Annotated in this window: 22 protein-coding genes; 18 read left to right on the top strand and 4 right to left on the bottom strand. The window is 43.0% G+C overall.

The features are described from left to right. Positions 1–329: 329 nt before the first annotated feature. The 3 genes from rpsL to fusA all read left to right on the top strand — a co-directional run bounded on the left by rpsL (position 330) and on the right by fusA (position 3,804). On the top strand, positions 330–743 hold the full coding sequence (rpsL, locus tag NF418_RS04770) for a 30S ribosomal protein S12 (RefSeq protein WP_002940030.1): 414 nt from the start codon (positions 330–332) through the stop codon (positions 741–743). A gap of 16 nt (positions 744–759) precedes the next feature. Next, on the top strand, positions 760–1,230 hold the full coding sequence (gene rpsG / locus NF418_RS04765; RefSeq protein ID WP_002940031.1) for a 30S ribosomal protein S7: 471 nt from the start codon (positions 760–762) through the stop codon (positions 1,228–1,230). Positions 1,231–1,722: 492 nt separating this feature from the next. Then, a complete protein-coding gene (gene fusA / locus NF418_RS04760) occupies positions 1,723–3,804 on the top strand; it encodes an elongation factor G (RefSeq protein ID WP_172053412.1) in 2,082 nt (693 codons plus the stop codon). Between the two features lie 230 nt (positions 3,805–4,034). Here fusA and NF418_RS04755 read toward each other — a convergent pair whose 3' ends face one another. Beyond that, entirely contained in the window at positions 4,035–5,198 is a 1,164-nt protein-coding gene (locus tag NF418_RS04755; RefSeq protein ID WP_256778644.1) for a glycerophosphodiester phosphodiesterase family protein, read from the bottom strand. 271 nt (positions 5,199–5,469) lie between these two features. Here NF418_RS04755 and gap point away from each other — a divergent pair, with 271 nt between their 5' ends. From gap to NF418_RS04725, 6 genes are all read left to right on the top strand, one after another. Next, a complete protein-coding gene (gap, locus tag NF418_RS04750; protein ID WP_002938507.1) occupies positions 5,470–6,480 on the top strand; it encodes a type I glyceraldehyde-3-phosphate dehydrogenase in 1,011 nt (336 codons plus the stop codon). A gap of 147 nt (positions 6,481–6,627) precedes the next feature. Beyond that, positions 6,628–7,827 (top strand): phosphoglycerate kinase, encoded by a 1,200-nt coding sequence (locus tag NF418_RS04745; RefSeq protein WP_014637337.1) that lies wholly within the window; start codon positions 6,628–6,630, stop codon positions 7,825–7,827. A 759-nt stretch (positions 7,828–8,586) separates the two neighbouring features. Continuing rightward, positions 8,587–9,102, top strand: a complete 516-nt coding sequence (locus NF418_RS04740; protein ID WP_256778643.1) for an FUSC family protein — start codon at positions 8,587–8,589, stop codon at positions 9,100–9,102. Between the two features lie 75 nt (positions 9,103–9,177). Continuing rightward, on the top strand, positions 9,178–9,549 hold the full coding sequence (locus NF418_RS04735; protein ID WP_029998371.1) for a MerR family transcriptional regulator: 372 nt from the start codon (positions 9,178–9,180) through the stop codon (positions 9,547–9,549). Between the two features lie 27 nt (positions 9,550–9,576). Then, on the top strand, positions 9,577–10,923 hold the full coding sequence (gene glnA / locus NF418_RS04730; RefSeq protein ID WP_256778642.1) for a type I glutamate--ammonia ligase: 1,347 nt from the start codon (positions 9,577–9,579) through the stop codon (positions 10,921–10,923). Between the two features lie 196 nt (positions 10,924–11,119). Continuing rightward, positions 11,120–11,512, top strand: coding sequence for a GNAT family N-acetyltransferase (locus NF418_RS04725; RefSeq protein WP_256778641.1), 393 nt, complete (start codon positions 11,120–11,122; stop codon positions 11,510–11,512). Between the two features lie 53 nt (positions 11,513–11,565). Here the strand turns inward: NF418_RS04725 and rnjA are convergent, their stop codons facing one another. Together rnjA and NF418_RS04715 are read right to left on the bottom strand one after the other, a co-directional pair. After that, the gene (gene rnjA, locus NF418_RS04720) at positions 11,566–13,245 is read right to left on the bottom strand and encodes a ribonuclease J1 (protein WP_256778640.1); all 1,680 of its coding nucleotides are present in this window, start codon (positions 13,243–13,245) and stop codon (positions 11,566–11,568) included. A 3-nt stretch (positions 13,246–13,248) separates the two neighbouring features. Beyond that, positions 13,249–13,479, bottom strand: a complete 231-nt coding sequence (locus NF418_RS04715) for a DNA-dependent RNA polymerase subunit epsilon (RefSeq protein ID WP_256778639.1) — start codon at positions 13,477–13,479, stop codon at positions 13,249–13,251. Positions 13,480–13,780: 301 nt separating this feature from the next. Here NF418_RS04715 and NF418_RS04710 point away from each other — a divergent pair, with 301 nt between their 5' ends. The 9 genes from NF418_RS04710 (at position 13,781) to NF418_RS04670 (ending at position 21,398) form a co-directional block, all read left to right on the top strand. Continuing rightward, positions 13,781–14,647 carry an Rgg/GadR/MutR family transcriptional regulator gene (locus tag NF418_RS04710; RefSeq protein ID WP_024412005.1) on the top strand — a complete coding sequence of 289 codons (867 nt, stop codon included), beginning with the start codon at positions 13,781–13,783 and terminating at the stop codon, positions 14,645–14,647. Positions 14,648–14,917: 270 nt separating this feature from the next. Further along, the gene (locus NF418_RS04705; protein ID WP_024377814.1) at positions 14,918–15,499 is read left to right on the top strand and encodes a hypothetical protein; all 582 of its coding nucleotides are present in this window, start codon (positions 14,918–14,920) and stop codon (positions 15,497–15,499) included. 36 nt (positions 15,500–15,535) lie between these two features. Further along, entirely contained in the window at positions 15,536–16,639 is a 1,104-nt protein-coding gene (locus NF418_RS04700; protein ID WP_073259261.1) for a S8/S53 family peptidase, read from the top strand. A gap of 306 nt (positions 16,640–16,945) precedes the next feature. Further along, positions 16,946–17,629, top strand: a complete 684-nt coding sequence (tsaB, locus tag NF418_RS04695) for a tRNA (adenosine(37)-N6)-threonylcarbamoyltransferase complex dimerization subunit type 1 TsaB (RefSeq protein ID WP_256778638.1) — start codon at positions 16,946–16,948, stop codon at positions 17,627–17,629. Further along, positions 17,626–18,066 (top strand): ribosomal protein S18-alanine N-acetyltransferase, encoded by a 441-nt coding sequence (gene rimI, locus NF418_RS04690; RefSeq protein WP_256778637.1) that lies wholly within the window; start codon positions 17,626–17,628, stop codon positions 18,064–18,066. Before tsaB ends, rimI begins: the two co-directional genes overlap by 4 nt. Next, positions 18,056–19,063, top strand: a complete 1,008-nt coding sequence (gene tsaD, locus NF418_RS04685; protein ID WP_256778636.1) for a tRNA (adenosine(37)-N6)-threonylcarbamoyltransferase complex transferase subunit TsaD — start codon at positions 18,056–18,058, stop codon at positions 19,061–19,063. Before rimI ends, tsaD begins: the two co-directional genes overlap by 11 nt. A 291-nt stretch (positions 19,064–19,354) precedes the next feature. Continuing rightward, positions 19,355–20,056: an AzlC family ABC transporter permease gene (locus tag NF418_RS04680; RefSeq protein ID WP_256778635.1), complete on the top strand. Its 702-nt coding sequence runs from the start codon at positions 19,355–19,357 to the stop codon at positions 20,054–20,056. Then, the gene (locus NF418_RS04675; RefSeq protein WP_256778634.1) at positions 20,043–20,366 is read left to right on the top strand and encodes an AzlD domain-containing protein; all 324 of its coding nucleotides are present in this window, start codon (positions 20,043–20,045) and stop codon (positions 20,364–20,366) included. The genes NF418_RS04680 and NF418_RS04675 overlap by 14 nt, the downstream gene beginning before the upstream one ends. A 9-nt stretch (positions 20,367–20,375) precedes the next feature. Continuing rightward, positions 20,376–21,398: a YeiH family protein gene (locus NF418_RS04670; protein ID WP_256778633.1), complete on the top strand. Its 1,023-nt coding sequence runs from the start codon at positions 20,376–20,378 to the stop codon at positions 21,396–21,398. A gap of 223 nt (positions 21,399–21,621) precedes the next feature. Here the strand turns inward: NF418_RS04670 and ald are convergent, their stop codons facing one another. After that, positions 21,622–22,719 (bottom strand): alanine dehydrogenase, encoded by a 1,098-nt coding sequence (gene ald / locus NF418_RS04665; protein WP_256778632.1) that lies wholly within the window; start codon positions 22,717–22,719, stop codon positions 21,622–21,624. Positions 22,720–22,734 lie beyond the last annotated feature (15 nt).

Here is a 22,734-nt window from a genome sequence, read left to right as displayed (position 1 = left end):
GAGAGTTAAGTGTTTGTTTTTCATTGTCGATTGCCAACTTGTCCCATAGTAAGTTCTACCTTATTTCTTTGTCTCAGTCTAATTTCCAGTTTTTAAGACAGACTAGAACTTACTTTGAGAATTTAGCCTGTGTTTTTTCTTGAAAATTTCAAACATATCTATTTGACAATAGTTTTTGGATGTGGTATTATATTAGACGGTACTTTTTACTTTTGGTCTCTCAAGAGTGTACAGGGACGTGCTGACAATTGTTGCAAAAGTACACACAGATAGGGGTTGTCACCAATGCCCTATCACCAAAAATAAAAAATATATACAGGAGAATGTAGATGCCTACAATTAACCAGTTGGTACGTAAACCACGTAAGTCTAAAGTAGAAAAATCTAAATCACCAGCTTTGAACGTTGGTTACAACAGCCGTAAAAAAGTTCAAACAAACGTTTCATCACCACAAAAACGCGGTGTTGCAACTCGTGTCGGAACAATGACACCTAAAAAACCTAACTCAGCCCTTCGTAAATTCGCTCGTGTACGTTTGAGCAACCTTATCGAAGTTACTGCTTACATCCCAGGTATCGGTCACAACTTGCAAGAGCACAGCGTTGTTCTTCTTCGTGGTGGACGTGTAAAGGACCTTCCAGGGGTACGTTACCATATCGTTCGTGGTGCGCTTGATACTGCAGGTGTTAACGATCGTAAGCAAGGCCGTTCTAAATACGGTACTAAACGTCCAAAAGGCTAAGAAAGGGGAAATATAAATGAGTCGTAAAAATCAAGCGCCTAAGCGCGAAGTATTGCCAGATCCATTGTATAACTCAAAATTGGTAACTCGTTTGATCAACCGTGTTATGTTGGACGGTAAACGTGGTACTGCTGCATCAATCGTTTACGGTGCTTTTGATCAAATCAAAGAAGCAACTGGTAACGATGCACTTGAAGTATTTGAAACAGCAATGGAAAACATCATGCCTGTACTTGAAGTACGTGCACGTCGTGTCGGTGGTTCTAACTACCAAGTCCCAGTTGAAGTTCGTCCAGAGCGTCGTACAACACTTGGTCTTCGTTGGTTGGTAACAATCGCTCGTAACCGTGGTGAGCACACTATGATTGATCGCCTTGCGAAAGAAATCATGGATGCAGCAAACAACACGGGTGCAGCTGTTAAGAAACGTGAAGACACCCACAAAATGGCAGAAGCAAACCGCGCATTCGCACACTTCCGCTGGTAAGATAGGATATTTTAGCGTTAAACAAATGCTAGACAAAATAGGAAAATTGACGCAGAAACTTCAGTTTCTAGGAGATTTTATCTTTTTGGCAGACATTTGTAGCTAAAATTCAACTAAGATTAAGATACGAGGGCGTCAAGCAACTCCTAGACAAAATAGGGAAGCGAAGCAGATTGCTGTGCAATCAATGAGGTTCTCACCTAAAGGTAGCCCCATTTGTAATTGGCTAAAGCCAAAACAACTGCGTCTCTTTTTGTCAGTGAGTTGTAGCCCGGGTTCAATTAAGATGTGAGGGCGTTAAGTCAGTTCTATATAAATCGATTGAGATTATAGTACAAACTTCTCGTTCCAACATCACAAATCGGATTGAGGCTTGCCTCAACCACTTCACACCATTAGTAAGAAATCAAGCGGGTGGGATTTGCCCACTCGCTTTTCTTAAAATATGGTATAATTAAAGTATAAAACTAAAAATATAGGAGAACAAACCTCATGGCACGCGAATTTTCATTAGAAAAAACTCGTAATATCGGTATCATGGCGCACGTTGACGCGGGTAAAACAACGACAACTGAGCGTATTCTTTACTACACTGGTAAAATCCACAAAATCGGTGAAACTCACGAAGGTGCATCACAAATGGACTGGATGGAGCAAGAGCAAGAGCGTGGTATCACTATCACATCTGCTGCGACAACAGCTCAATGGAACAACCACCGTGTAAACATCATCGACACACCAGGACACGTGGACTTCACAATCGAAGTACAACGTTCACTTCGCGTTCTTGATGGTGCGGTAACCGTTCTTGACTCACAATCAGGTGTTGAGCCACAAACTGAAACAGTATGGCGTCAAGCAACTGAATACGGTGTTCCACGTATCGTATTCGCTAACAAAATGGATAAAATCGGTGCTGACTTCCTTTACTCTGTAAGCACACTTCATGAGCGTCTTCAAGCAAATGCTCATCCAATCCAATTGCCAATCGGTTCTGAAGATGAGTTCCGTGGAATCATCGACTTGATCAAGATGAAAGCTGAAATCTATACTAACGACCTTGGTACAGACATTCTTGAAGAAGATATTCCAGCTGAATACCTTGACCAAGCTCAAGAATACCGTGAAAAATTGGTGGAAGCAGTTGCTGAAACTGATGAAGAATTGATGATGAAATACCTTGAAGGTGAAGAAATCACAAACGAAGAATTGAAAGCTGCTATCCGTAAAGCAACTATCAACGTTGAATTCTTCCCAGTATTGTGTGGTTCTGCCTTCAAGAACAAAGGTGTTCAATTGATGCTTGATGCGGTTATCGACTACCTTCCAAGCCCAATTGATATCCCAGCTATCAAAGGTATCAACCCAGATACAGATGCTGAAGAAGAGCGTCATGCTTCTGATGAAGAGCCATTTGCAGCTCTTGCCTTCAAGATCATGACTGACCCATTCGTAGGTCGTTTGACATTCTTCCGTGTTTACTCAGGTGTCCTTAACAGCGGTTCATACGTAATGAACACTTCTAAAGGTAAACGTGAGCGTATCGGACGTATCCTTCAAATGCACGCAAACAGCCGTCAAGAAATTGAAACTGTTTACGCTGGTGACATCGCCGCTGCGGTTGGTTTGAAAGATACTACAACTGGTGACTCATTGACTGATGAGAAAGCTAAAGTAATCCTTGAGTCAATCCACGTTCCAGAACCAGTTATCCAATTGATGGTTGAGCCTAAGTCTAAAGCTGACCAAGACAAGATGGGTATTGCCCTTTCTAAATTGGCTGAAGAAGATCCAACATTCCGCGTTGAAACAAACGTTGAAACAGGTGAAACAGTTATCTCTGGTATGGGTGAGTTGCACTTGGATGTCCTTGTTGACCGTATGCGTCGTGAATTCAAGGTTGAAGCTAACGTAGGTGCTCCTCAAGTATCATACCGTGAAACATTCCGTGCTTCTACACAAGCTCGTGGTTTCTTCAAACGCCAGTCTGGTGGTAAAGGTCAATTCGGTGACGTTTGGATCGAATTCACACCAAACGAAGAAGGTAAAGGTTTCGAGTTCGAGAACGCTATCGTCGGTGGTGTGGTTCCACGTGAATTCATCCCAGCGGTTGAAAAAGGTCTCGTAGAATCTATGGCTAACGGTGTTCTTGCTGGTTACCCAATCGTTGACGTTAAAGCTAAGCTTTACGATGGTTCATACCACGATGTCGACTCATCTGAAACAGCCTTCAAAGTGGCAGCATCTCTTGCCCTTAAAGAAGCAGCTAAATCAGCTCAACCAACTATCCTTGAGCCAATGATGCTTGTAACAATCACTGCACCAGAAGATAATCTTGGTGACGTTATGGGTCACGTTACTGCACGTCGTGGTCGCGTTGACGGTATGGAAGCTCGTGGTAACACACAAATCGTTCGTGCTTATGTGCCACTTGCGGAAATGTTCGGTTACGCAACTGTTCTTCGTTCAGCAACACAAGGTCGCGGTACTTTCATGATGGTATTTGACCATTACGAAGATGTACCAAAATCTGTACAAGATGAAATTATCAAGAAAAACGGCGGCAATGCATAATTGATTGCCCAAGCCTGCTCGAAAGAGCGGGCTTTTTCATGTCTTCTATCTCTCTTTCGTCAAGAACAAAATGAAAACCACCAGTTAAACTAGTGGCTGAGCAGATGTTATAGTTCACTAAAAATCACCTCCAACAGTCTAGGGCTGAACTGTGGTACGTGGAAGTCGGACAAAAGAAGTGGAAAGTAAATAATCAAGTTGACTTTTTACCATCTCTACTAGATATAAAATCATTGTTCTTGGATGGGGAATATTTTAAAATATTGTAATTGTTCTTGATACAGTTTTGTGTATTTATTGGCTTGTGATAGACCAGATAAAACTGTTTGTGTACGAGTTGGGTAGTCGGTGATGATGCCATCTACTTCTATGGAGTCTGCTTGTTGTACTCCTTCAGGAGCATTGACAGTCCATACGTAGAAAGATTTTCCTGATTTGCGAATATAATTGAGTAAATCATCAGTGAGTTGATCCAAAGGAACACAATAGCCAGTCAGGTTAGGGAATTCAATTTCCGGAGGTGCGCTCATCAATAAGTAGGTTTCAAATTTTGGAGCATACTTTAGAATAGCATTTATGAAATGAGGGTCAGCAGACTGAAGCTGATGCCCCTCATTTTCAAAGCTTGCTTGGTATTTCTTCATAAAATTGTCTACCATTTGGGAACTATCTTGTGCAGAAGTTTTAAAATCAATTAAGAGTTTCTGATTTTGTGCCCTAGCTTCAGTTAGAATTTGGTCAAAACTTGCGATTTTTGCAGTATGTCCAGTCGTATCGGATATCGTTATTTCTGTTAAACTTGCTAAAGTTAAATCATGAGGACGGTAGTCTAGACCGGCCCAATTAATCAAAGTTGGGTCATGAAATGCAACGAATTCTAGATCAGCAGTTTCCCAAAGATCAATTTCAATATAATCAGGTTTGCTCTTGCTTGCTAATTGTAGCGCCTCTACTGTATTTTCAATAGCAAGGTGGTCGTTTAAAGCGCGATGAGAAATAATGAGTGGTGTTTTTGGGGTATGAAAGGAGGCTTCATATCGGGCTAATAAGAAGACAGGCACAACTGGAAGGAAGATGAAAAGGAGTGAAGAGGGCTTCCACCAAGTAAATTTTTCGTTAAAGAGTATTTTCCACCAGAACCATAAGGTAAGTGTAAGCGCAAGGACTAAGCTACTGTAAAGAAAAGCGAAAAATAGGCTATAGCTCATTTGCACATGACTGGGAAAAATATTCGAGATGACTGGCTGGATAGATATGCTGATTGTATTTAAGACATACCATAATCCTAAACTGAATAAAGGAGTGAGAATGCTGAGGATAGATTTTTGAAATTTAGACCGATGTTTTCTTTTGGTTAAGTGTTTCTGGCGGATTTTTGAGTATTTTGTCGGCATAGGAGTAATAACTTTCTAAAACATTACCTATGATTGTATCAAATTTTATAGGTTTTATCCAATTGCATTAGTATGTTTTCAGAAAATCCAAGTAGTTCCGACAATATTAACAATGAAACTATATGAAATTCTTGCTTTTTCATTGAATAAGTTATATAATAAAAACGTTGAAAAGATGCTTGTAGGCTTACAAGTTAATATTTTCACAAAAGGATTAAAAGGCTTGCCTTTTAAAATATAGAACTCGATTTTCATAAGGAGGAAATCATTCATGGTAGTTAAAGTTGGTATTAACGGTTTCGGACGTATCGGTCGTCTTGCTTTCCGTCGTATCCAAAACGTAGAAGGTGTTGAAGTTACTCGTATCAACGACCTTACAGATCCAGTAATGCTTGCACACTTGTTGAAATATGACACAACTCAAGGTCGTTTCGACGGTACTGTTGAAGTTAAAGACGGTGGTTTCGAAGTTAACGGTAAATTCGTTAAAGTTTCTGCTGAGCGTGAGCCAGGAAACATCGACTGGGCTACTGATGGCGTAGATATCGTTTTGGAAGCTACAGGTTTCTTTGCTTCTAAAGAAAAAGCTGAGCAACACATCCACGCTAACGGTGCTAAAAAAGTTGTTATCACTGCTCCTGGTGGTAACGATGTTAAGACTGTTGTTTTCAACACTAACCACGACATCCTTGATGGTACTGAAACAGTTATCTCAGGTGCTTCATGTACTACAAACTGTTTGGCACCAATGGCTAAAGCTCTTCACGATGCATTTGGCGTTCAAAAAGGTTTGATGACTACAATCCACGGTTACACTGGTGACCAAATGGTTCTTGACGGACCACACCGTGGTGGTGACCTTCGTCGTGCACGTGCTGCTGCAGCAAACATCGTTCCTAACTCAACTGGTGCTGCTAAAGCTATCGGCTTGGTAATCCCAGAATTGAACGGTAAACTTGACGGTGCTGCACAACGTGTTCCAGTTCCAACAGGTTCTGTGACTGAATTGGTTGCAACTCTTGATAAGAAAGTAACTGCTGAAGAAGTGAACGCTGCTATGAAAGCTGCTGCTACTGAATCATTTGGTTACACTGAAGACCAAATCGTATCTTCTGATATCGTAGGTATCTCATTCGGTTCATTGTTTGATGCAACTCAAACTAAAGTTATCGAAGTTGATGGCGAGCAATTGGTTAAAGTTGTTTCATGGTACGACAACGAAATGTCTTACACTGCACAACTTGTTCGTACTCTTGAGTACTTCGCAAAAATCGCTAAATAATCCTTAGTGAAAATCAAAGAGGCTTCGGCCTCTTTTTTATTATTCGTTCTTTTTGTAGATTTGTGAAAAAACTATCTTTATGAGAGAAAAAATACAGAAAATATGGTACAATGGTAGGGTAAATATAAATTAAGGAGTTCTTATCTAATGGCAAAATTGACTGTTAAAGATGTAGAATTGAAAGGCAAAAAAGTTCTTGTCCGTGTGGACTTCAACGTGCCTTTGAAAGATGGCGTTATCACAAACGATAACCGTATTACAGCTGCTCTTCCAACTATCAAGTATATTCTTGAGCAAGGTGGACGTGCAATTCTTTTCTCTCACCTTGGTCGTGTGAAAGAAGAAGCTGACAAAGAAGGTAAATCATTGGCTCCTGTAGCAGCTGACTTGGCAGCTAAATTGGGTCAAGACGTTGCTTTCATCGCTGGCGCTACTCGTGGTGCTGAATTGGAAGCAGCTATCAATGCTTTGGAAGATGGACAAGTTCTCCTTGTTGAAAACACTCGTTTCGAAGATGTTGATGGTAAGAAAGAATCTAAAAACGACGAAGAACTTGGTAAATACTGGGCTTCACTTGGTGATGGTATCTTCGTTAACGATGCATTTGGTACTGCACACCGTGCACACGCATCAAACGTTGGTATCTCAGCAAACGTAGAAAAAGCAGTAGCTGGTTTCCTTTTGGAAAACGAAATTGCTTACATCCAAGAAGCTGTTGAAACTCCAGAGCGCCCATTCGTAGCAATCCTTGGTGGTTCAAAAGTATCTGATAAAATCGGTGTTATCGAGAACCTTCTTGAAAAAGCTGACAAAGTTCTTATCGGTGGTGGTATGACTTACACATTCTACAAAGCTCAAGGTATCGAAATCGGTAACTCACTTGTAGAAGAAGACAAGCTTGATGTGGCAAAAGCACTTCTTGAAAAAGCTAACGGTAAATTGATCTTGCCAGTTGACTCAAAAGAAGCTAACGCATTTGCTGGATACACTGAAGTTCGCGATACAGAAGGTGAAGCAGTTTCAGAAGGCTTCCTTGGTCTTGACATCGGTCCTAAGTCAATCGCTAAGTTTGATGAAGCCTTGACTGGTGCTAAAACAGTTGTTTGGAACGGTCCTATGGGTGTATTTGAAAACCCAGACTTCCAAGCTGGTACAATCGGTGTAATGGACGCTATCGTGAAACAACCAGGCGTGAAATCAATCATCGGTGGTGGTGACTCAGCAGCAGCAGCTATCAACCTTGGCCGTGCAGACAAGTTCTCATGGATCTCAACTGGTGGTGGTGCATCTATGGAGTTGTTAGAAGGTAAAGTATTGCCTGGTCTTGCAGCTTTGACTGAAAAATAGGCGGTAAGTCAGCTCAAAATATCTGGGAGATATTTTGAGGTTGGAAATAGAAGAAGCGAAGCTTCTGTCAAAAATGATTCCGTAGCGTGTCACTTTGTTTTTATTGGGTGACAACTTCAAATAGTCCACTGGACTATTTGAACCCCGCAAGGCTGAATAGGTTGGTCACAAGCGTAGCAAAGTGAACTGCCATTCAGCTACTGCGTATGAAAGATGAACGACGAAAAGAGTTGGGAGACCAACTCTTTTCTAGTGCAAAGGCTAGATTTTCTGCGAACGTAGTGAGTTAGAAAAAATCAGCCTAGGTAAAGGCTAAAATGCAACGGATTTCCGTTGCATTTTGTGCATCGCGTAGAGTTTCTACGAAGCTAAGCGAGTTAGAAAGTCTAGCAAGGTGAAAAGTTCTTCCAGGACTTGCGACGGGAGTGGGAAAGAACTCGAGTGGTCTTAAAAGAGTTCGTCTTCCCACCCCCGCACAGTTGATTAGGTTGGATTTGGAGTGTAAAACACGAACAAATCCTCCAATCAACCACTGCGCTGAGATGTTGACACGAACTCTAAGAAGTGGCGCTGGGCTTTTTGCCCAGCCTTTAGTGCCATGCCTAGTCTTTCTGGGAAGTATGACCTTGAAAGACTGGCTAGGTGCAACTCTTACTGACAAGTAAAAATTTGCGACGAAAAGAGTTGGGAACCCAACTCTTTTTTGCATTTATTGGGGCAATAAGTTCATTTTCTATAAAATCATGTTAGAATAGTAGTATGTTTGAAAAATATAAGTTTGATCCGCAAAAATTTCGTTTAGGAATGCGGACATTTAAATCAGGTCTAGCTGTTTTTTTAGTTATTTTACTATTTGGTTATATGGGCTGGGAAGGAATACAGATTGCAGCACTGACTACGGTCTTTAGTTTGCGAGAGGATTTTGATCAGAGTGTACATTTTGGGACTTCTCGCGTGTTAGGAAATACTATTGGTGGTTTTTATGCCATGATATTCTTTTTGATAGATAGGTTGTTTTCTGATCAGTTCTGGGTGACTGCTGTTTTTGTCCCTATATTTGTCATGCTGACAATTATGACCAATGTGGCTATGAATAACAAGGCTGGGATTATTGGCGCAGTATCAGCCTTGCTGATCATTTCTTTGTCAATCCCGTCAGGTGATACCATTCAGTATGTTTTTATTCGTGTTTTTGAAACTTTTATTGGCGTTTTTATTGCAATACTTGTAAACTATGATTTGAATCTACTGAAAAAACGATTTCAAAAACAATGATGTTATAAAATGTGACATCAACTATTGACCAATACTAGAATTTACCCTATAATAGTGAGCAGAAAGGAGTTCATTATGAGAGAAAAAGAGTTCCGTCGTTCCCTGGCCATTTTTCCAATTGGCAGCGTTATGAAATTGACCGACCTAACAGCCCGTCAGATTCGTTACTATGAAGATCATGGATTGATAAAGCCTGATCGAAATGAAGGGAATCGTCGCTTGTATTCTCTAAATGATATGGACTTACTTCTTGAAATCAAGGATTTTCTAGCTGAAGGTTTGAATATAGCTGCGATTAAGAAGGAATATGCAAATCGTGAAGCGAAAGCTAAGGTTCAAAAACAACAGAAAACCTTGACGGACGAAGATGTCCGTCGTATCTTACATGATGAATTCAGTCGACAAGGACGCTTTTCAAGTCCTAGTTCCATTTTCCGTTCATCGTAATTACTTTTTAAATAGAGGAGAAAACTAATGGCATTCACAGTGGCAGATATCAAACGCGATATTAAAGAGAAAAACGTTACCTTCCTGCGTCTGATGTTCACAGATATTATGGGAGTGATGAAAAACGTAGAGATTCCAGCAACTGATGAGCAGGTTGATAAGGTATTGTCAAACAAGGTCATGTTTGATGGTTCATCAATCGAAGGGTTTGTACGTATTAATGAATCAGATATGTATCTTTACCCAGACTTGAATACTTGGACAATCTTTCCTTGGGGTGACGAAAATGGTTCAGTAGCGGGTTTGATTTGTGATGTTTATTCAACTTCAGGTGAGCCATTTGCAGGTGATCCTCGTGGTAACTTGAAAAAAGCCCTTCGCCACATGGAAGAACTTGGATTTTCTTCATTCAATTTGGGTCCAGAGCCAGAATTCTTCCTCTTCAAGATGGATGAAAATGGAAATCCAACTCTTGAAGTGAACGACAAAGGTGGTTATTTTGACCTAGCTCCAACAGATTTAGCAGATAATACACGCCGTGAAATCGTGAATGTCCTTACTCAAATGGGCTTTGAAGTAGAGGCAAGTCACCATGAGTGTGCCGTTGGTCAGCATGAGATCGACTTTAAATACGATGATGTTTTGAGTGCTTGTGATAAGATTCAGCTTTTCAAGTTGGTTGTTAAAACAATTGCCCGCAAACACGGCATGTATGCAACCTTTATGGCTAAGCCAAAATATGGTATTGCTGGTTCAGGTATGCACTGTAATATGTCACTCTTTGACAAGGATGGAAACAATGCTTTCTTTGACCCAGAAGATCCTCGTGGCATGCAATTGTCAGAAACAGCCTATCACTTCTTGGGTGGTTTGATCAAGCATGCTTACAACTATACTGCTATCACAAACCCAACTGTAAACTCCTACAAGCGTTTGGTTCCAGGTTTTGAAGCTCCTGTTTACATCGCTTGGGCTGGTAAAAACCGTTCTCCATTGGTTCGTGTTCCAGCTTCTCGTGGGATGGGAACTCGTTTGGAATTGCGTTCAGTTGACCCAACTGCTAACCCATATTTAGCAATGGCTGTGCTTTTAGAAGTAGGTCTAGAGGGTGTTGAAAACAAGATTGAGGCTCCAGCACCAGTTGAAACCAACATCTATGCAATGTCAGACGAAGAACGCCGTGAAGCTGGTATCACAGATCTTCCTTCAACTCTTCACAATGCTTTGAAGGCACTTCGTAAAGATGAAGTCGTTCGAGCAGCCCTGGGCGAACACATCTACACTAACTTTGTAGAAGCTAAGAAAATCGAGTGGGCAAGCTACGCAACCTACGTTTCCCAATGGGAAATCGACAACTATTTGGATATGTATTAAAAACCAGATAGCGAATTGGGACCCTAATGGGTCCTTTGTTCACGAGCCAAGATATTCGAGAGCGAGTAATGGCTCTTGGACCATTTTTTCAAGAGCTTGAAAACCAGATAGCGAATTAGGACCCCGACGGGTCCTTTGTTCACGAGCTTGAAAAAGACTACCCTTATATAGATTAAAAAAATTGGAGGCGATGTGGGTGGATGAATTTGTAAAAGCTGTATTTGATGAACAGTATAGAGCGGTTTTTGGAGAAGGGCAAGACCTTGTTCCTAGTCAGCAGGAGATTGTTTTGGTAGAAGAGGAAGCAGGTCAATTAGTAGCTGTCTTGCAGGCCCAGCAGACCTTGGAAACGATTCATGTAAAGGCTTTGGTGGTTGTCAAACACAAGCAAGGTCAAGGTTTGGGGAGGCGTTTGCTGATTCGTTTGGAAAATGAAGCTAGACAAAATGGAGCAAAGAGTATCACACTGTCAACTAAGTCCTATCAGGCTAAGGATTTTTATCTGAAGGCTGGATATTCTATTTATGCTCATCTAACAGATGTGCCGAAAAAAGGAATTTCCAAATATCATTTTATCAAGTGGTTGTAAGGTATTCCTATTGGAAAACAAGTGAAGCCTCGGCAGTTGCCGAGGCTTCTTTCTTAGTGATCAGGCGTTAAAATCATTGGAATGATAATTGGTTCACGCTCTGTTTTTTCGTATAGGAATGGTCGTAGGGCATTAACGATGGCTCCGTTAACCGTCTGGATATTGGCATCTTTATTGCGCATGGCGATGCGGATAGCGTTGAAGAGAACGCGTTGGCTTTCTCGGATCAAGTCACCAGATTCGCGCATATAGATGAAGCCTCGGCTGAGGATGTCAGGTCCTGCCAGAATCATCTTGGACTTGAAGTCAACGGTTGCGACAGCTAGAACAACTCCGTCTTCTGAGAGGTCTCGGCGGTCTTTGAGGACAGCTGCACCGATTTCACCGATGCGGTTTCCGTCCACGTAGATGTCTTGAGCATTGAACTTACCAGCTAGTCGTGCAGAATCCTTGGTCAGTGCTAGGACATCGCCGTTTTCCATGATGAAGATGTTGTCTTTTGGTACACCTGTATCCACTGCTAGACTGGCGTGGATTTTTTGCATGCGATATTCGCCGTGAACAGGCATGAAGTATTTTGGCTTGATTAGGCGGAGCATGAGTTTTTGTTCTTGCTGACCACCGTGTCCAGAGGTATGGATGTTGTTGATCTTGCCGTGAATAACATCGACACCGGCTTCAATCAAGATATTGATGAGCTTGTTAACACCTGTGGTATTTCCCGGAATAGGACTGGACGAGAAAATAACCGTGTCGCCCGGCTGGAGTTGAACCTGGCGGTGAGTACCGTGGGCGATGCGAGATAGGGCAGCCATTGGCTCACCCTGGCTACCTGTACAGAGAATCATAATTTCGCTGGCAGGGTATTCTTTGATCTCGTTTGGTTCGATAAAGGTGTCTTTTGGCACTTTGATATAGCCGAGCTCGATACCATTGACGATGGCTTTCTCCATAGAACGTCCAAAGACAGCAATTTTGCGTCCTGTCTTGACTGCAGCGTCAGCCGCCTGTTGCAGACGGAAGATGTTGGAGGCAAAGGAAGCAAAGATGATGCGTCCGTGAATGCCTTCAATCAGTTTCATGATGGACTGACCGACCACTTTTTCCGAGTTGGTAAAGGTTGGGACTTCAGCATTTGTCGAGTCGGAAAGAAGGCAGAGAACGCCTTCTTCACCGAGGGCGGCCATGCGGTGAAGGTCTGCTGGCTCACCAACAGGAGTGAAGTCGAACTTGAAGTCACCGGTACAGACGATTTTCCCTTGAGGTGTATCAACGACGATACCGAGTGGCTCTGGAATGGAGTGAGTAGTGCGGAAGAAGCTGACTTTGAGGTGCTTGAAGGTCAACTCAGTATTGTGGTTGATTTCATGCAAAGTCGCATCACGAAGCAGTCCGTGTTCTTCCAGTTTTCCACGAATAAGGGCGAGGGCCAAAGGACCTGCATAGATTGGGACATTGGCTTGTTTGAGCAAGAAAGGAATACCACCGATGTGGTCTTCGTGCCCGTGGGTAATGACTAGACCTTTAACACGGTCTAGGTTTTCAACGATGTAGGAGTAGTCAGGGATAACGTAGTCGATACCCAATAGGTCATCTTCAGGGAACTTGATACCCGCATCGACGATGAGAATTTCATCCTTGTACTCGATACCGTAGGTATTTTTCCCGATTTCTCCCAAACCACCGATGGCGAAAACGCCAACTTCATGAGGTTTTAGATTGACTGATGACATAAATTAGAACTCCGTAAGTTTGAAATCTGCGTGCTCTTTTTCGTATTCGAGGTGTTTGTCAGAGAGTAGGTCAACGAATTCAACGTTGTAGGATGGGAATTTTGCTTCAACCAATTCTTTGACTTTGATGCGACCTTCTAATTCAGAAGTTGCATCAACTTCGACATAGAGGGCTTGTGTCTGCTCACGGCGTGGGCTGACTTTTGTTTCTTGGTAAAATACTTTATAAATCATGTGTAGTATAGTTCCTTTCTTTTTGACTGGCAACTATGAAAAAAGCCCCAAACAGCTATTCTGCTTGGTATTTTCTATTCAATTTTCTAGAGTTGTCAATTTATTCAGTCTAAATGTTACTCTTCATTATACCATAAAATATGCTGATGGTAAAAGGGTTTGATAGGAAAATGGAAAAGTGTCATGATTTTCAGAAACAAACAGTCATTTGGCAGAATAATAAGCAAAATTGACAAAAATATATTTGGATATTATAATAAATGGAAGTGGAATTTTAATGCATCAAGAAAGGGGATGAGTCATGGGTACAGTACCACAAATGAGTTTAGGCGAATTTTACAGGGAACTCCGAAATTCTCGCTTGGTTAAGCAAAAGGATGTTGTCAGAGGAGACTTTACAGCAGCACAGTTGTCACGCTTTGAATCGGGAAAATCCATGTTGGCAGCGGATAAGTTAATCGTGGCTGTCGAGGGTATTAACATGACCATGGAAGAATTTACTTACAAATACCATGGATATAAAGAAGCACCTCATATCGAGCTGGCCAATCTCATCTCAGATTTGTATTACCAGCAGGACAAAGAAGCTTTGAAAGCTTTATTAACATCAGATTTGTTAGCAGATGAAGGAGAACTTTACTCTCGGCTTAATGCTATTGTTATCAAGGTCGCTTTAGTCGCTTTAGAAGGGATAGATAATGTTGAAGAAGAAGATAGGCAATATTTGGCAGACTATCTCTTCGCTATTGAGGAGTGGACAAGTTTTGAGCTTTATCTATTTATGAATGCACAGATGTTGTTGAATAATCGGATGTTATTGTATTTTGCTCATGACTTATGTAAGGAAGAAAAATCTTTTAATAAACTTAGGAAACATCAGGAACTTATAAAATCTACGTTACTCAATACGATTTCGGAATTATTTGATAGAGGAATATACTCTCAAGTTTCCTATTACTTAGATAAAATGGAGTCTATGATTAGTTTTAAAGATACCTTTGTAAAGATAATGGCTCGCTATTATCGTCTGCTATTGGACTATATCGAAAATGGTCGTTCAGACAAAGAAAAAGAGATAATCGAAACCTACATTCAATCTATACAGGAATTGATAGATGATCAGACAGCTTCGATTATCCGGGTTCATTTTTTAAGATTTGAGTCTTAAAAATAAGAAGTTAGGAGAATGGGGACAGGATTGGATAATGGGTCAATAACGATTGGAATTGATAGCAACAAAGCGAGTACAATAATTGATATATTCTTTTTCATAGAACGCACCTCTTTTTCTTTTTAGTATAGCACAACATTTTATTTGTTAAAATGACTTACATATTTGTAAGTTTAAAAAATTGACTTACAGATTTGTAAGTGGACTTTATTTCGTTTTGAAGATGATACAATGTAGATGTACTATAAAAAAGATATGAGTAGTTTTATGAAAAAGAAGTTCTTAGCAGTTACTATGCTGTTTTCATTGGTTTTTCCAGCTTCTTTAGTGTTTGCTGAGTCTCATGGAGACCACTCTAGTCACGGAGACCATTCTGAGGCTGTTGTTATTAGTGAAATGGCTGAAGGTCAGTTGATTGTGGAGCAACAAATAGAGGTTGCAGCACAGACGGAGCCTCTATATAGTTTTGAAGAAATCTTAGATCTACCAAATGAGGCTTTTCCGAATGCGACTCCTGATGAGGTGGAGAGTATTAAAGGTATGATTGAAGCCACTATGGATTACAATCATTCTGATATGAAGGTACCGTTATCAATGGTATATATTGATAAGACCGCAGAAAATTCAGATGCAATTCTTTCAGGCGGTGGTCTTCCATACTGTTTAGATAATAATGGTTGGGGATACCAAAATTTTATTACCTCAGATTGTAACATAGCTATGGCAGTTGTTAGCCAATGTGTTTATGAATCTATCATTAAGAATCCCAATTTGCGTTACTGTAGAGCGGATTTATATAGAAATTGTTCTCCTAGGATTGGTCACAGTCCATATTGGCATAGACATTAATAAATGTGTTTGTATAAAATTAGAAGGAGTTGCAGGTTGATTCAAAAAATACTAAGACTGTTTGGGCTTGTTAGTTGTCTTCTTGCCTTGGTTTGTGCGGTGGTATTTAGAGAGGGGCTGGTTTCCAATCCACTTGGTCAATTTTCGGGTTTTCCACTTAACCACCAGCATACAGGTTGGGGAACATCGCGTTATTATCCCAACATTGATCCGACAGCAAAGCCGACTCAGGAGGTCAGAGTTGCTATCATTGACTCTGGTATAAGGGAAGAAGCGGTAGATGAGTTTTATGTTGAGGATATGCAAGTTTTTTCCACTTCAACCTCTGTCTTTGATACCATTGGTCACGGGACAAAGATTGCCAGTATCATTGGTGCTAAGAATAATCATGTGCTAACGCTGGGATTGAGCCCGGAAGCAAGATTGTTTTCCTACAAGGTAACGGATGATGACGGGACGATAAAAAATGACTACCTTGTCAAAGCTGTTCAGCAGGCTATTGAAGATCATGTTGATGTTGTGAATCTGAGTATGGTGGTGACCAATCCAAGTAAAGAATTGGAAGATGTGGTTGAAGCCTACCTTCAACAAGGTGGCTATATGGTTGTCCCAGCTTATGATTTGAAAAAGGTAGAGGCCCTAAACCCTCTTTTGACGATTGAAGGGGTTGTCTCCGTAGGTACCTACAATGAATTTTTTACGTTATTGAATCCGCAGGAAGAGATTGCTTACTACGCACCGTACTCTCAAGAAACGCTGTCAATGGAAAACAGGATTGTACGAAGCGAGGGTTCCTCTTTTAGCACGGCCTTTGTTTCGGGGACAATTGCCCACTTGCTCTCCGTCGGACAAACCGATGCAGAAATCACCAAGCAACTAGATGACTTTTTTAGTGCACGGTCTGTGAAGAGCAAGCAGTCTCCATTGTTGGCTGGTTATGAAACGCATCAAGCTTTGGTAAATAACAGCTACACAGTGCTCTCTCTATCTCTGATAGGTCTTCTTGTTTTCCAGACAATCCTAGGGATACTCACCGCGAGAAAAGAGAGTGAGGTGCGGGGTGCTTATATGCGGTACATCGTTGTAACGGACGTGTTACTGGTTATTCTTGCCTTGTTAATTTTGCCGACTCAAATGTGAGGTGTTAGATGGAATTAATTTCAATTGTGTTCGTTGTCCTTATTGTTGGAGTTCAAGTCTATTTTTCGACAAGGTACTTTGCTAAGGCTACTTCCAAGCTACAAAAAGGATTTGTCGTCGTAACGTCCCTCTTTCAAATTGTATTTTCAATCTGGTTGATGCTGTTTGTTACACTGGGATATTTCGGTAGTATTCATTTTTGATGAGATTTTTTTGCCTCCTATACTCATAGGAGGTTTTCTATATTTGAAAAATTCCCCAAGTTAGCATACAATAGAAGGTAGTATTGTAAGGAAAGAGAAAAAGATGAAAATACTTGCTTTAGACAGCTCCAATCAGGCCCTGTCGGTTGCCTTGGTGGAGGACGGTCGTTTGCAGGCGGAAACCTTGTTGGCTGTCAAGAAAAATCATAGTATCAGCCTCATGCCTGTGGTCGATTTTTTGGTGGCACAGGTGGGCTGGACGCCCAAAGACCTGAATCGGATTGTGGTCGCTCAGGGGCCTGGCTCCTACACGGGTTTGCGGGTGGCGGTAGCGACCGCCAAGACCTTGGCCTACACCCTCAAGATCGACTTGGTGGGGCTATCTAGTCTTCAGTCTCTGGTTTCTCCTAGCCTGACGGGTCTGGTGGTGCCTCTCATTGATGCCCGCCGTAACTGCGTCTATGCAGGTCTTTATGAAAATGGCAGAGCAGTCGAGCCAGACCGCTACTGGTCTTTTGAAGACTTGCTTTCTAGCCTGGCTGGTAAGGAAAATATCACCTTTGTCGGAGAAGTAGAAAACTTTATGGAGCAAATCGAGCAAGCTCTACCAGCTGCCCATTACCAGACCAGTCTGCCGTCAGCCTATCAATTGGCGGTAATCGGTCAAGACTTGCCAGCAGTAGATGTGACCAGCTTTGAGCCCAACTATCTCAAGCGGGTAGAGGCAGAAGAAATCTGGCTCAAGGACAACCAAGCTGGCTCAGAAAGTTATATCAAGCGTGTATGATAGAGATTAAACACTACGACGGTCAGGAAAATCTGGCGGAGGCTGTTTTGGCAGTTATGCAGTCTGTCTATGAGCAATCGCCTTGGACCTTGGAACAGATTGCTGCAAGTATGACCAGTCAGGATGAGGACTACTATCTGGCCTATAAAGGTCAGGAATTGGTCGGATTTTTGGCTGTGCAGACGGTGCTGGATGAGATGGAAATCTTGCAGATTGCTGTCAAGACTGATTTTCAGAGGTTGGGAATCGCCAGTCAACTGATGGCTGCTGTGATGGACTGGGAGGGGGACATCTTCCTCGAAGTGAGAGAGTCCAATAGCGCAGCTCAGGCCCTCTATACACGCCAGCATTTTACCAAAATAGGAAAACGAAAAGACTACTACCGCCATCCTGTCGAGGACGCGGTGCTAATGAAGAGAGAACGTGATGAAAGATAGATTGATTTTGGCGATTGAGACCTCCTGTGACGAGACCTCGGTGGCTGTTTTGCGAAATGATGCGGAGCTTTTATCCAACGTCATTGCCAGCCAGATTGCCAGCCACCAGCGGTTTGGTGGGGTGGTGCCTGAGGTGGCCAGCCGTCACCATGTGGAAGTGATTACGGCCTGTATCGAGGAGGCCTTGTTGGAGGCGGAAGTGACGGCAGAGGACTTGACGGCTGTGGCTGTGACCTATGGGCCTGGCTTGGTTGGTGCCTTACTGGTCGGGATTTCAGCTGCTAAGGCTTTTGCCTGGGCTAACGGTCTGCCGCTCATTCCTGTCAACCACATGGCAGGGCATTTGATGGCGGCGCGTGCGGTCAAGGAGTTGGAGTTTCCGCTCTTGGCTCTTTTGGTCAGCGGTGGGCACACGGAGTTGGTCTATGTGTCAGAAGCGGGTGACTACAAGATTGTCGGCGAAACGCGAGATGATGCGGTCGGTGAAGCCTATGATAAGGTGGGGCGGGTCATGGGTCTGCCCTATCCAGCTGGTCGGGTGATTGATGAGTTGGCACATGAGGGGCAGGACATTTATAACTTCCCACGGGCTATGATTAAGGAAGATAATCTGGAGTTTTCTTTCTCAGGTTTGAAGTCCGCCTTTATCAATCTCTACCACAATGCCCAGCAGAAAGGGGAAAGCTTGTCCAATGCGGACCTGTCAGCTTCCTTCCAAGCCTGTGTTATGGACATTCTCATGGCCAAGACCAAGAATGCTTTGGAACAATACCCTGTCAAGACCTTGGTGGTAGCGGGTGGTGTAGCAGCCAATCAGGGCTTGCGAGAGCGGTTGGCAGCTGAAATTACCGATGTGGAAGTCATCATTCCCCCGCTTCGACTCTGCGGTGACAATGCGGGCATGATTGCCTTGGCAGCGGTCAGTGAGTATAATAAGGAAAACTTCGCTGGTTGGGACCTCAATGCCAAGCCAAGTCTGGCTTTTGAGAATTTGTAAGAAGGATTGGTCGCGAAAGCGACTTTTTCTATTGACGGAGGGGGGCTGGTCCTCTATACTAGAGTGATATAATACTCTTCGAAAATCAAAATCGGACCTTGTTGTCTTGATTTGATGAGTGAAAGGCTCCAGTGGAGCCTTCCAGCCTGTTACCTTGAAACAAAATAGTAACAGCTAAGTAGAAACGAACTACGTTCGCTCTATCTCCAACCTCCAAAGGTTCCCCAAACCTTTGGAGCTAGTCTGCTTTTGAGTTTCATTGAGTATAACATGCTATTCAAAGGAGAGAAGATGTATAAAGAGGATTTTCGTGAAGGCTTGCGGGATGCTATCCCAACAGCTCTGGGCTATGCTAGTATTGGTTTAGCCTGCGGTGTCGTATCGGTTAATTCCGGCATTTCCGCAGTGGAAATGGCTTTGATGAGCCTCTTGGTCTATGCAGGGAGTGCCCAATTTGTCATGTGTGCCATGATTTTAGCTGGGGCTCCCTGGGTGTCCATTGCGGTGACGGTTTTCTTTGTCAACCTGCGGAATTTTCTCATGTGCCTGCATACGACGACCATTTTTCAAGGGAACAGTCTGGGGTCCAACATCTTGATTGGCTCATTTTTAACGGATGAATCCTATGCGGTTCTCTTGCGGAAACACATTGAGGACAAGCAGATTGCACCAAGCTGGATGTACGGTAACAACTTTGCGAGCTACGCTTCTTGGGTAACCTTTACCATTTTGGGTAATCTGATTGGTGGGCTGATTCCAAATCCAGAGCAGTTTGGTTTGGATTTTGCACTAGTGGCTATGTTTGTCGGCATTTTCTCAGGTCAGTTGGAGGCCATGGCTCGAACCATTCCGTTGAAAAAGATCGGCTTGATTTTGCTGGCGGTGGGTCTGGCCTATGTCGGTTTGTCTGTACTGGTGTCGTCCTATGTTGCGGTGCTTCTGGCGACGCTTTTGGGCTGTTTTGTGGGGGTGATGATTGATGATAAAAACTAGTATTTTACTGATTATTCTGGCGGCGGCCCTGGTGACCTGGCTGCCACGCGTCCTGCCTTTTATCCTGACGCAGAACAAATCCCTGCCTCCAAAGTTGGTGAAATTTCTCAGCTTTCTACCCATCACCATTATCTTTGCCTTGACCCTGTCCAGCATCATGGACGAAAAGGTGGGATCCCTTCCCAGCCTTCTCCCTGTCGAAAGTCTGGCCCTCATTCCGACCTTTTTGGTGGTCCTGAGGACCAAAAATATCCTCCTCGCAGTAGTGATTGGTGTCTTGACGACAGCTGCTCTCCGCTTGCTTTTCTAGGAGGGACTTATGGTTAAGAAAAATGCCAGAGGTGTGGCACTTTGTCTCGTCTTGGCTGGAATAAGCTGGTGCTTAGGGAGTTGGTTTTCAGTAGTGGGTGGGCCTGTTTTTGCCCTTCTAATCGGGATGAGCCTGCACTCTTATATCTCAAGGGAAAATGCGTTTCAGCCAGGCTTGACCTTTACTTCTAAGAAGATTCTGCAGTATGCGGTGATTTGTTTGGGATTTGGATTGAACTTATCTGCGGTCCTGGCAGTCGGTCGCCAATCTCTACCGATTATTCTGTCAACCATCAGTTTCGCTTTGTTTTTGGCATTTCTGATGTGGAAATGGTTGCCTATTTCATCTCATATGGCGACCTTGATTGGTGTTGGGACTTCTATCTGTGGAGGCTCTGCCATTGCGGCGACAGCTCCCGTTATCCAGGCAGATGATGAGGATGTGGCACAGGCTATCTCGGTCATCTTTCTCTTTAATGTATTGGCGGCCTTGATTTTTCCGACTTTGGCAACTTGGCTTGGGTTTTCGACCGATTCGGGTCAGGCCTTTGGGATCTTCGCCGGAACGGCGGTCAATGATACCTCGTCGGTGACTGCAACAGCGGCTACTTGGGATAGTCTTTACGGCCTGGGCAGTCAGACCTTGGACACAGCTGTGACCGTCAAGCTGACGCGGACTCTGGCCATTATTCCCATTACGTCGGTTTTGGCGATTTGGCAAGCTCGAGGAAAGGGAGTTCAGGCAGACAAGAAGTCCCTCTTGGCAAGTTTTCCAACCTTTATCCTCTATTTTATCCTAGCCAGTCTGGTGACTACAATCGCAGGTCACTTTGGACTGGGAACGGACATTTTTACTCCACTCAAAACCCTGTCCAAGTTTCTCATTTGTATGGCTATGGCTGCTATTGGTTTGCGAACAAATGTCTTTTCTTTGGTGAAAAATGGCAGAGCTGCTCTTTTTGTCGGGCTAGTTTGCTGGCTGGGAGTGACTGTGTTGACACTGGTTTGGCAGGCAATCTTGGGAATTTGGTGAAGAAATTAAAAAAATCCTAGTCGATACTAGGATTTTTTGGTTTATATAGACTGGTTTATTACTTGAGTTAAGCATAAATATAGTCATTTGAATTAACTTTGATACATCGTCACTTTCGGTTTGCCGTACTCTAGTACTGCCTGCCCTCAGTTCCTTGTCTGAAAGCTAATTCATTTGACTATAGTAACTGGAAAAGAATTTGTGTTTGTAATGCTTGCTAGATTTAGATGTCTGAATAGGTAAGTCCAAGTGAAGCTGCTACAGCTTGGTTTGTAACCTTGCCACGATAGATGTTTAGACCTGTTCGTAGGGCTGTGCTGTCAGCGATAGCTTGCTCTGCTCCCTTATTGGCTAATTCGAGAGCGTAAGGAAGGGTGGCATTTGTGAGTGCCTGAGTGGATGTACGTGCAACGGCACCAGGCATGTTGGCAACTGCATAGTGAACAACTCCGTCTACTAGATAGGTTGGATTGTCATGTGTGGTGACACGGTCGGCTGTTTCGATGATACCACCCTGGTCCACGGCAACGTCGATGATGACAGAGCCAGGTTTCATACTCGCAACCATTTCCTTGGTCACTAATTTTGGTGCGCGTGCTCCAGGGATAAGAACTGCCCCAATCAATAGATCGGCCTCTTTTACACTTTCAGCAATATTGAGTGTATTGGACATGAGAGTTTGAACCTTGCCATCGAATTGCGCGTCTAGCTCAGCCAGGCGTTTTGGATTGATATCTAAAATCGTCACTTTTGCGCCTAGACCGACAGCCATTTGCGCAGCGTTGACACCGACATTTCCGCCACCGATGATAACTACATGGCCTTTTTTGACCCCAGGAACACCACCTAGTAGAATACCTGAACCACCTTCAATCTTGGTAAGGAATTGGGCGCCTAATTGTGTCGCCATGCGACCAGCAACTTCGCTCATAGGATTTAGGAGAGGAAGGGTGCCGTGGTCAACAACCGTTTCATAGCCGATGGCAATCACGTCACCGTCTATCAAGGCATGCGTCAATTCAGGTGCAGGAGCCAGGTGGAGATAGGTAAAGAGTAACAGGCCTGGGCGAAAGAATGTGTATTCACTTTCTAGTGGTTCTTTAACCTTGAGCACCATGTCGGCTGCCCAGGTTTCTTCGGCAGTATTTTTGAGAATGGCACCTTGTGCTTCATATTCTGCATCACTATAACCAGATCCAAGACCTGCTCCTTTTTCTACCCAAACTTCGTGACCTGCTTGTGTAAAGCTAAGGACACCTGCTGGTGTGATTCCGACACGATTTTCATTGTTTTTTATCTCTTTAGGAACACCAATAATCATAACAAATATTCTCCT

It is taken from the genome of Streptococcus suis (assembly GCF_024509555.1).
Lineage (GTDB): Bacteria > Bacillota > Bacilli > Lactobacillales > Streptococcaceae > Streptococcus > Streptococcus suis_AD.
This window is presented reverse-complemented; position numbering and strand designations above follow the sequence as displayed.

What these genes read in the sequence shown, in the direction of transcription:
- rnjA (WP_256778640.1), bottom strand. Translation starts at nt 13,245, where the DNA reads ATGTCATCAGTCAATCTAAAACCTCATGAAGTTGGCGTTTTCGCCATC.
- ald (WP_256778632.1), bottom strand. Translation starts at nt 22,719, where the DNA reads ATGATTATTGGTGTTCCTAAAGAGATAAAAAACAATGAAAATCGTGTC.
- NF418_RS04710 (WP_024412005.1), top strand. Translation starts at nt 13,781, where the DNA reads ATGGGTACAGTACCACAAATGAGTTTAGGCGAATTTTACAGGGAACTC.
- rimI (WP_256778637.1), top strand. Translation starts at nt 17,626, where the DNA reads ATGATAGAGATTAAACACTACGACGGTCAGGAAAATCTGGCGGAGGCT.
- NF418_RS04715 (WP_256778639.1), bottom strand. Translation starts at nt 13,479, where the DNA reads ATGATTTATAAAGTATTTTACCAAGAAACAAAAGTCAGCCCACGCCGT.
- NF418_RS04740 (WP_256778643.1), top strand. Translation starts at nt 8,587, where the DNA reads ATGTTTGAAAAATATAAGTTTGATCCGCAAAAATTTCGTTTAGGAATG.
- rpsG (WP_002940031.1), top strand. Translation starts at nt 760, where the DNA reads ATGAGTCGTAAAAATCAAGCGCCTAAGCGCGAAGTATTGCCAGATCCA.
- glnA (WP_256778642.1), top strand. Translation starts at nt 9,577, where the DNA reads ATGGCATTCACAGTGGCAGATATCAAACGCGATATTAAAGAGAAAAAC.
- NF418_RS04670 (WP_256778633.1), top strand. Translation starts at nt 20,376, where the DNA reads ATGGTTAAGAAAAATGCCAGAGGTGTGGCACTTTGTCTCGTCTTGGCT.
- NF418_RS04735 (WP_029998371.1), top strand. Translation starts at nt 9,178, where the DNA reads ATGAGAGAAAAAGAGTTCCGTCGTTCCCTGGCCATTTTTCCAATTGGC.
- NF418_RS04745 (WP_014637337.1), top strand. Translation starts at nt 6,628, where the DNA reads ATGGCAAAATTGACTGTTAAAGATGTAGAATTGAAAGGCAAAAAAGTT.
- tsaB (WP_256778638.1), top strand. Translation starts at nt 16,946, where the DNA reads ATGAAAATACTTGCTTTAGACAGCTCCAATCAGGCCCTGTCGGTTGCC.
- rpsL (WP_002940030.1), top strand. Translation starts at nt 330, where the DNA reads ATGCCTACAATTAACCAGTTGGTACGTAAACCACGTAAGTCTAAAGTA.
- fusA (WP_172053412.1), top strand. Translation starts at nt 1,723, where the DNA reads ATGGCACGCGAATTTTCATTAGAAAAAACTCGTAATATCGGTATCATG.
- NF418_RS04675 (WP_256778634.1), top strand. Translation starts at nt 20,043, where the DNA reads ATGATAAAAACTAGTATTTTACTGATTATTCTGGCGGCGGCCCTGGTG.
- gap (WP_002938507.1), top strand. Translation starts at nt 5,470, where the DNA reads ATGGTAGTTAAAGTTGGTATTAACGGTTTCGGACGTATCGGTCGTCTT.
- NF418_RS04705 (WP_024377814.1), top strand. Translation starts at nt 14,918, where the DNA reads ATGAAAAAGAAGTTCTTAGCAGTTACTATGCTGTTTTCATTGGTTTTT.
- NF418_RS04680 (WP_256778635.1), top strand. Translation starts at nt 19,355, where the DNA reads ATGTATAAAGAGGATTTTCGTGAAGGCTTGCGGGATGCTATCCCAACA.
- NF418_RS04755 (WP_256778644.1), bottom strand. Translation starts at nt 5,198, where the DNA reads ATGCCGACAAAATACTCAAAAATCCGCCAGAAACACTTAACCAAAAGA.
- tsaD (WP_256778636.1), top strand. Translation starts at nt 18,056, where the DNA reads ATGAAAGATAGATTGATTTTGGCGATTGAGACCTCCTGTGACGAGACC.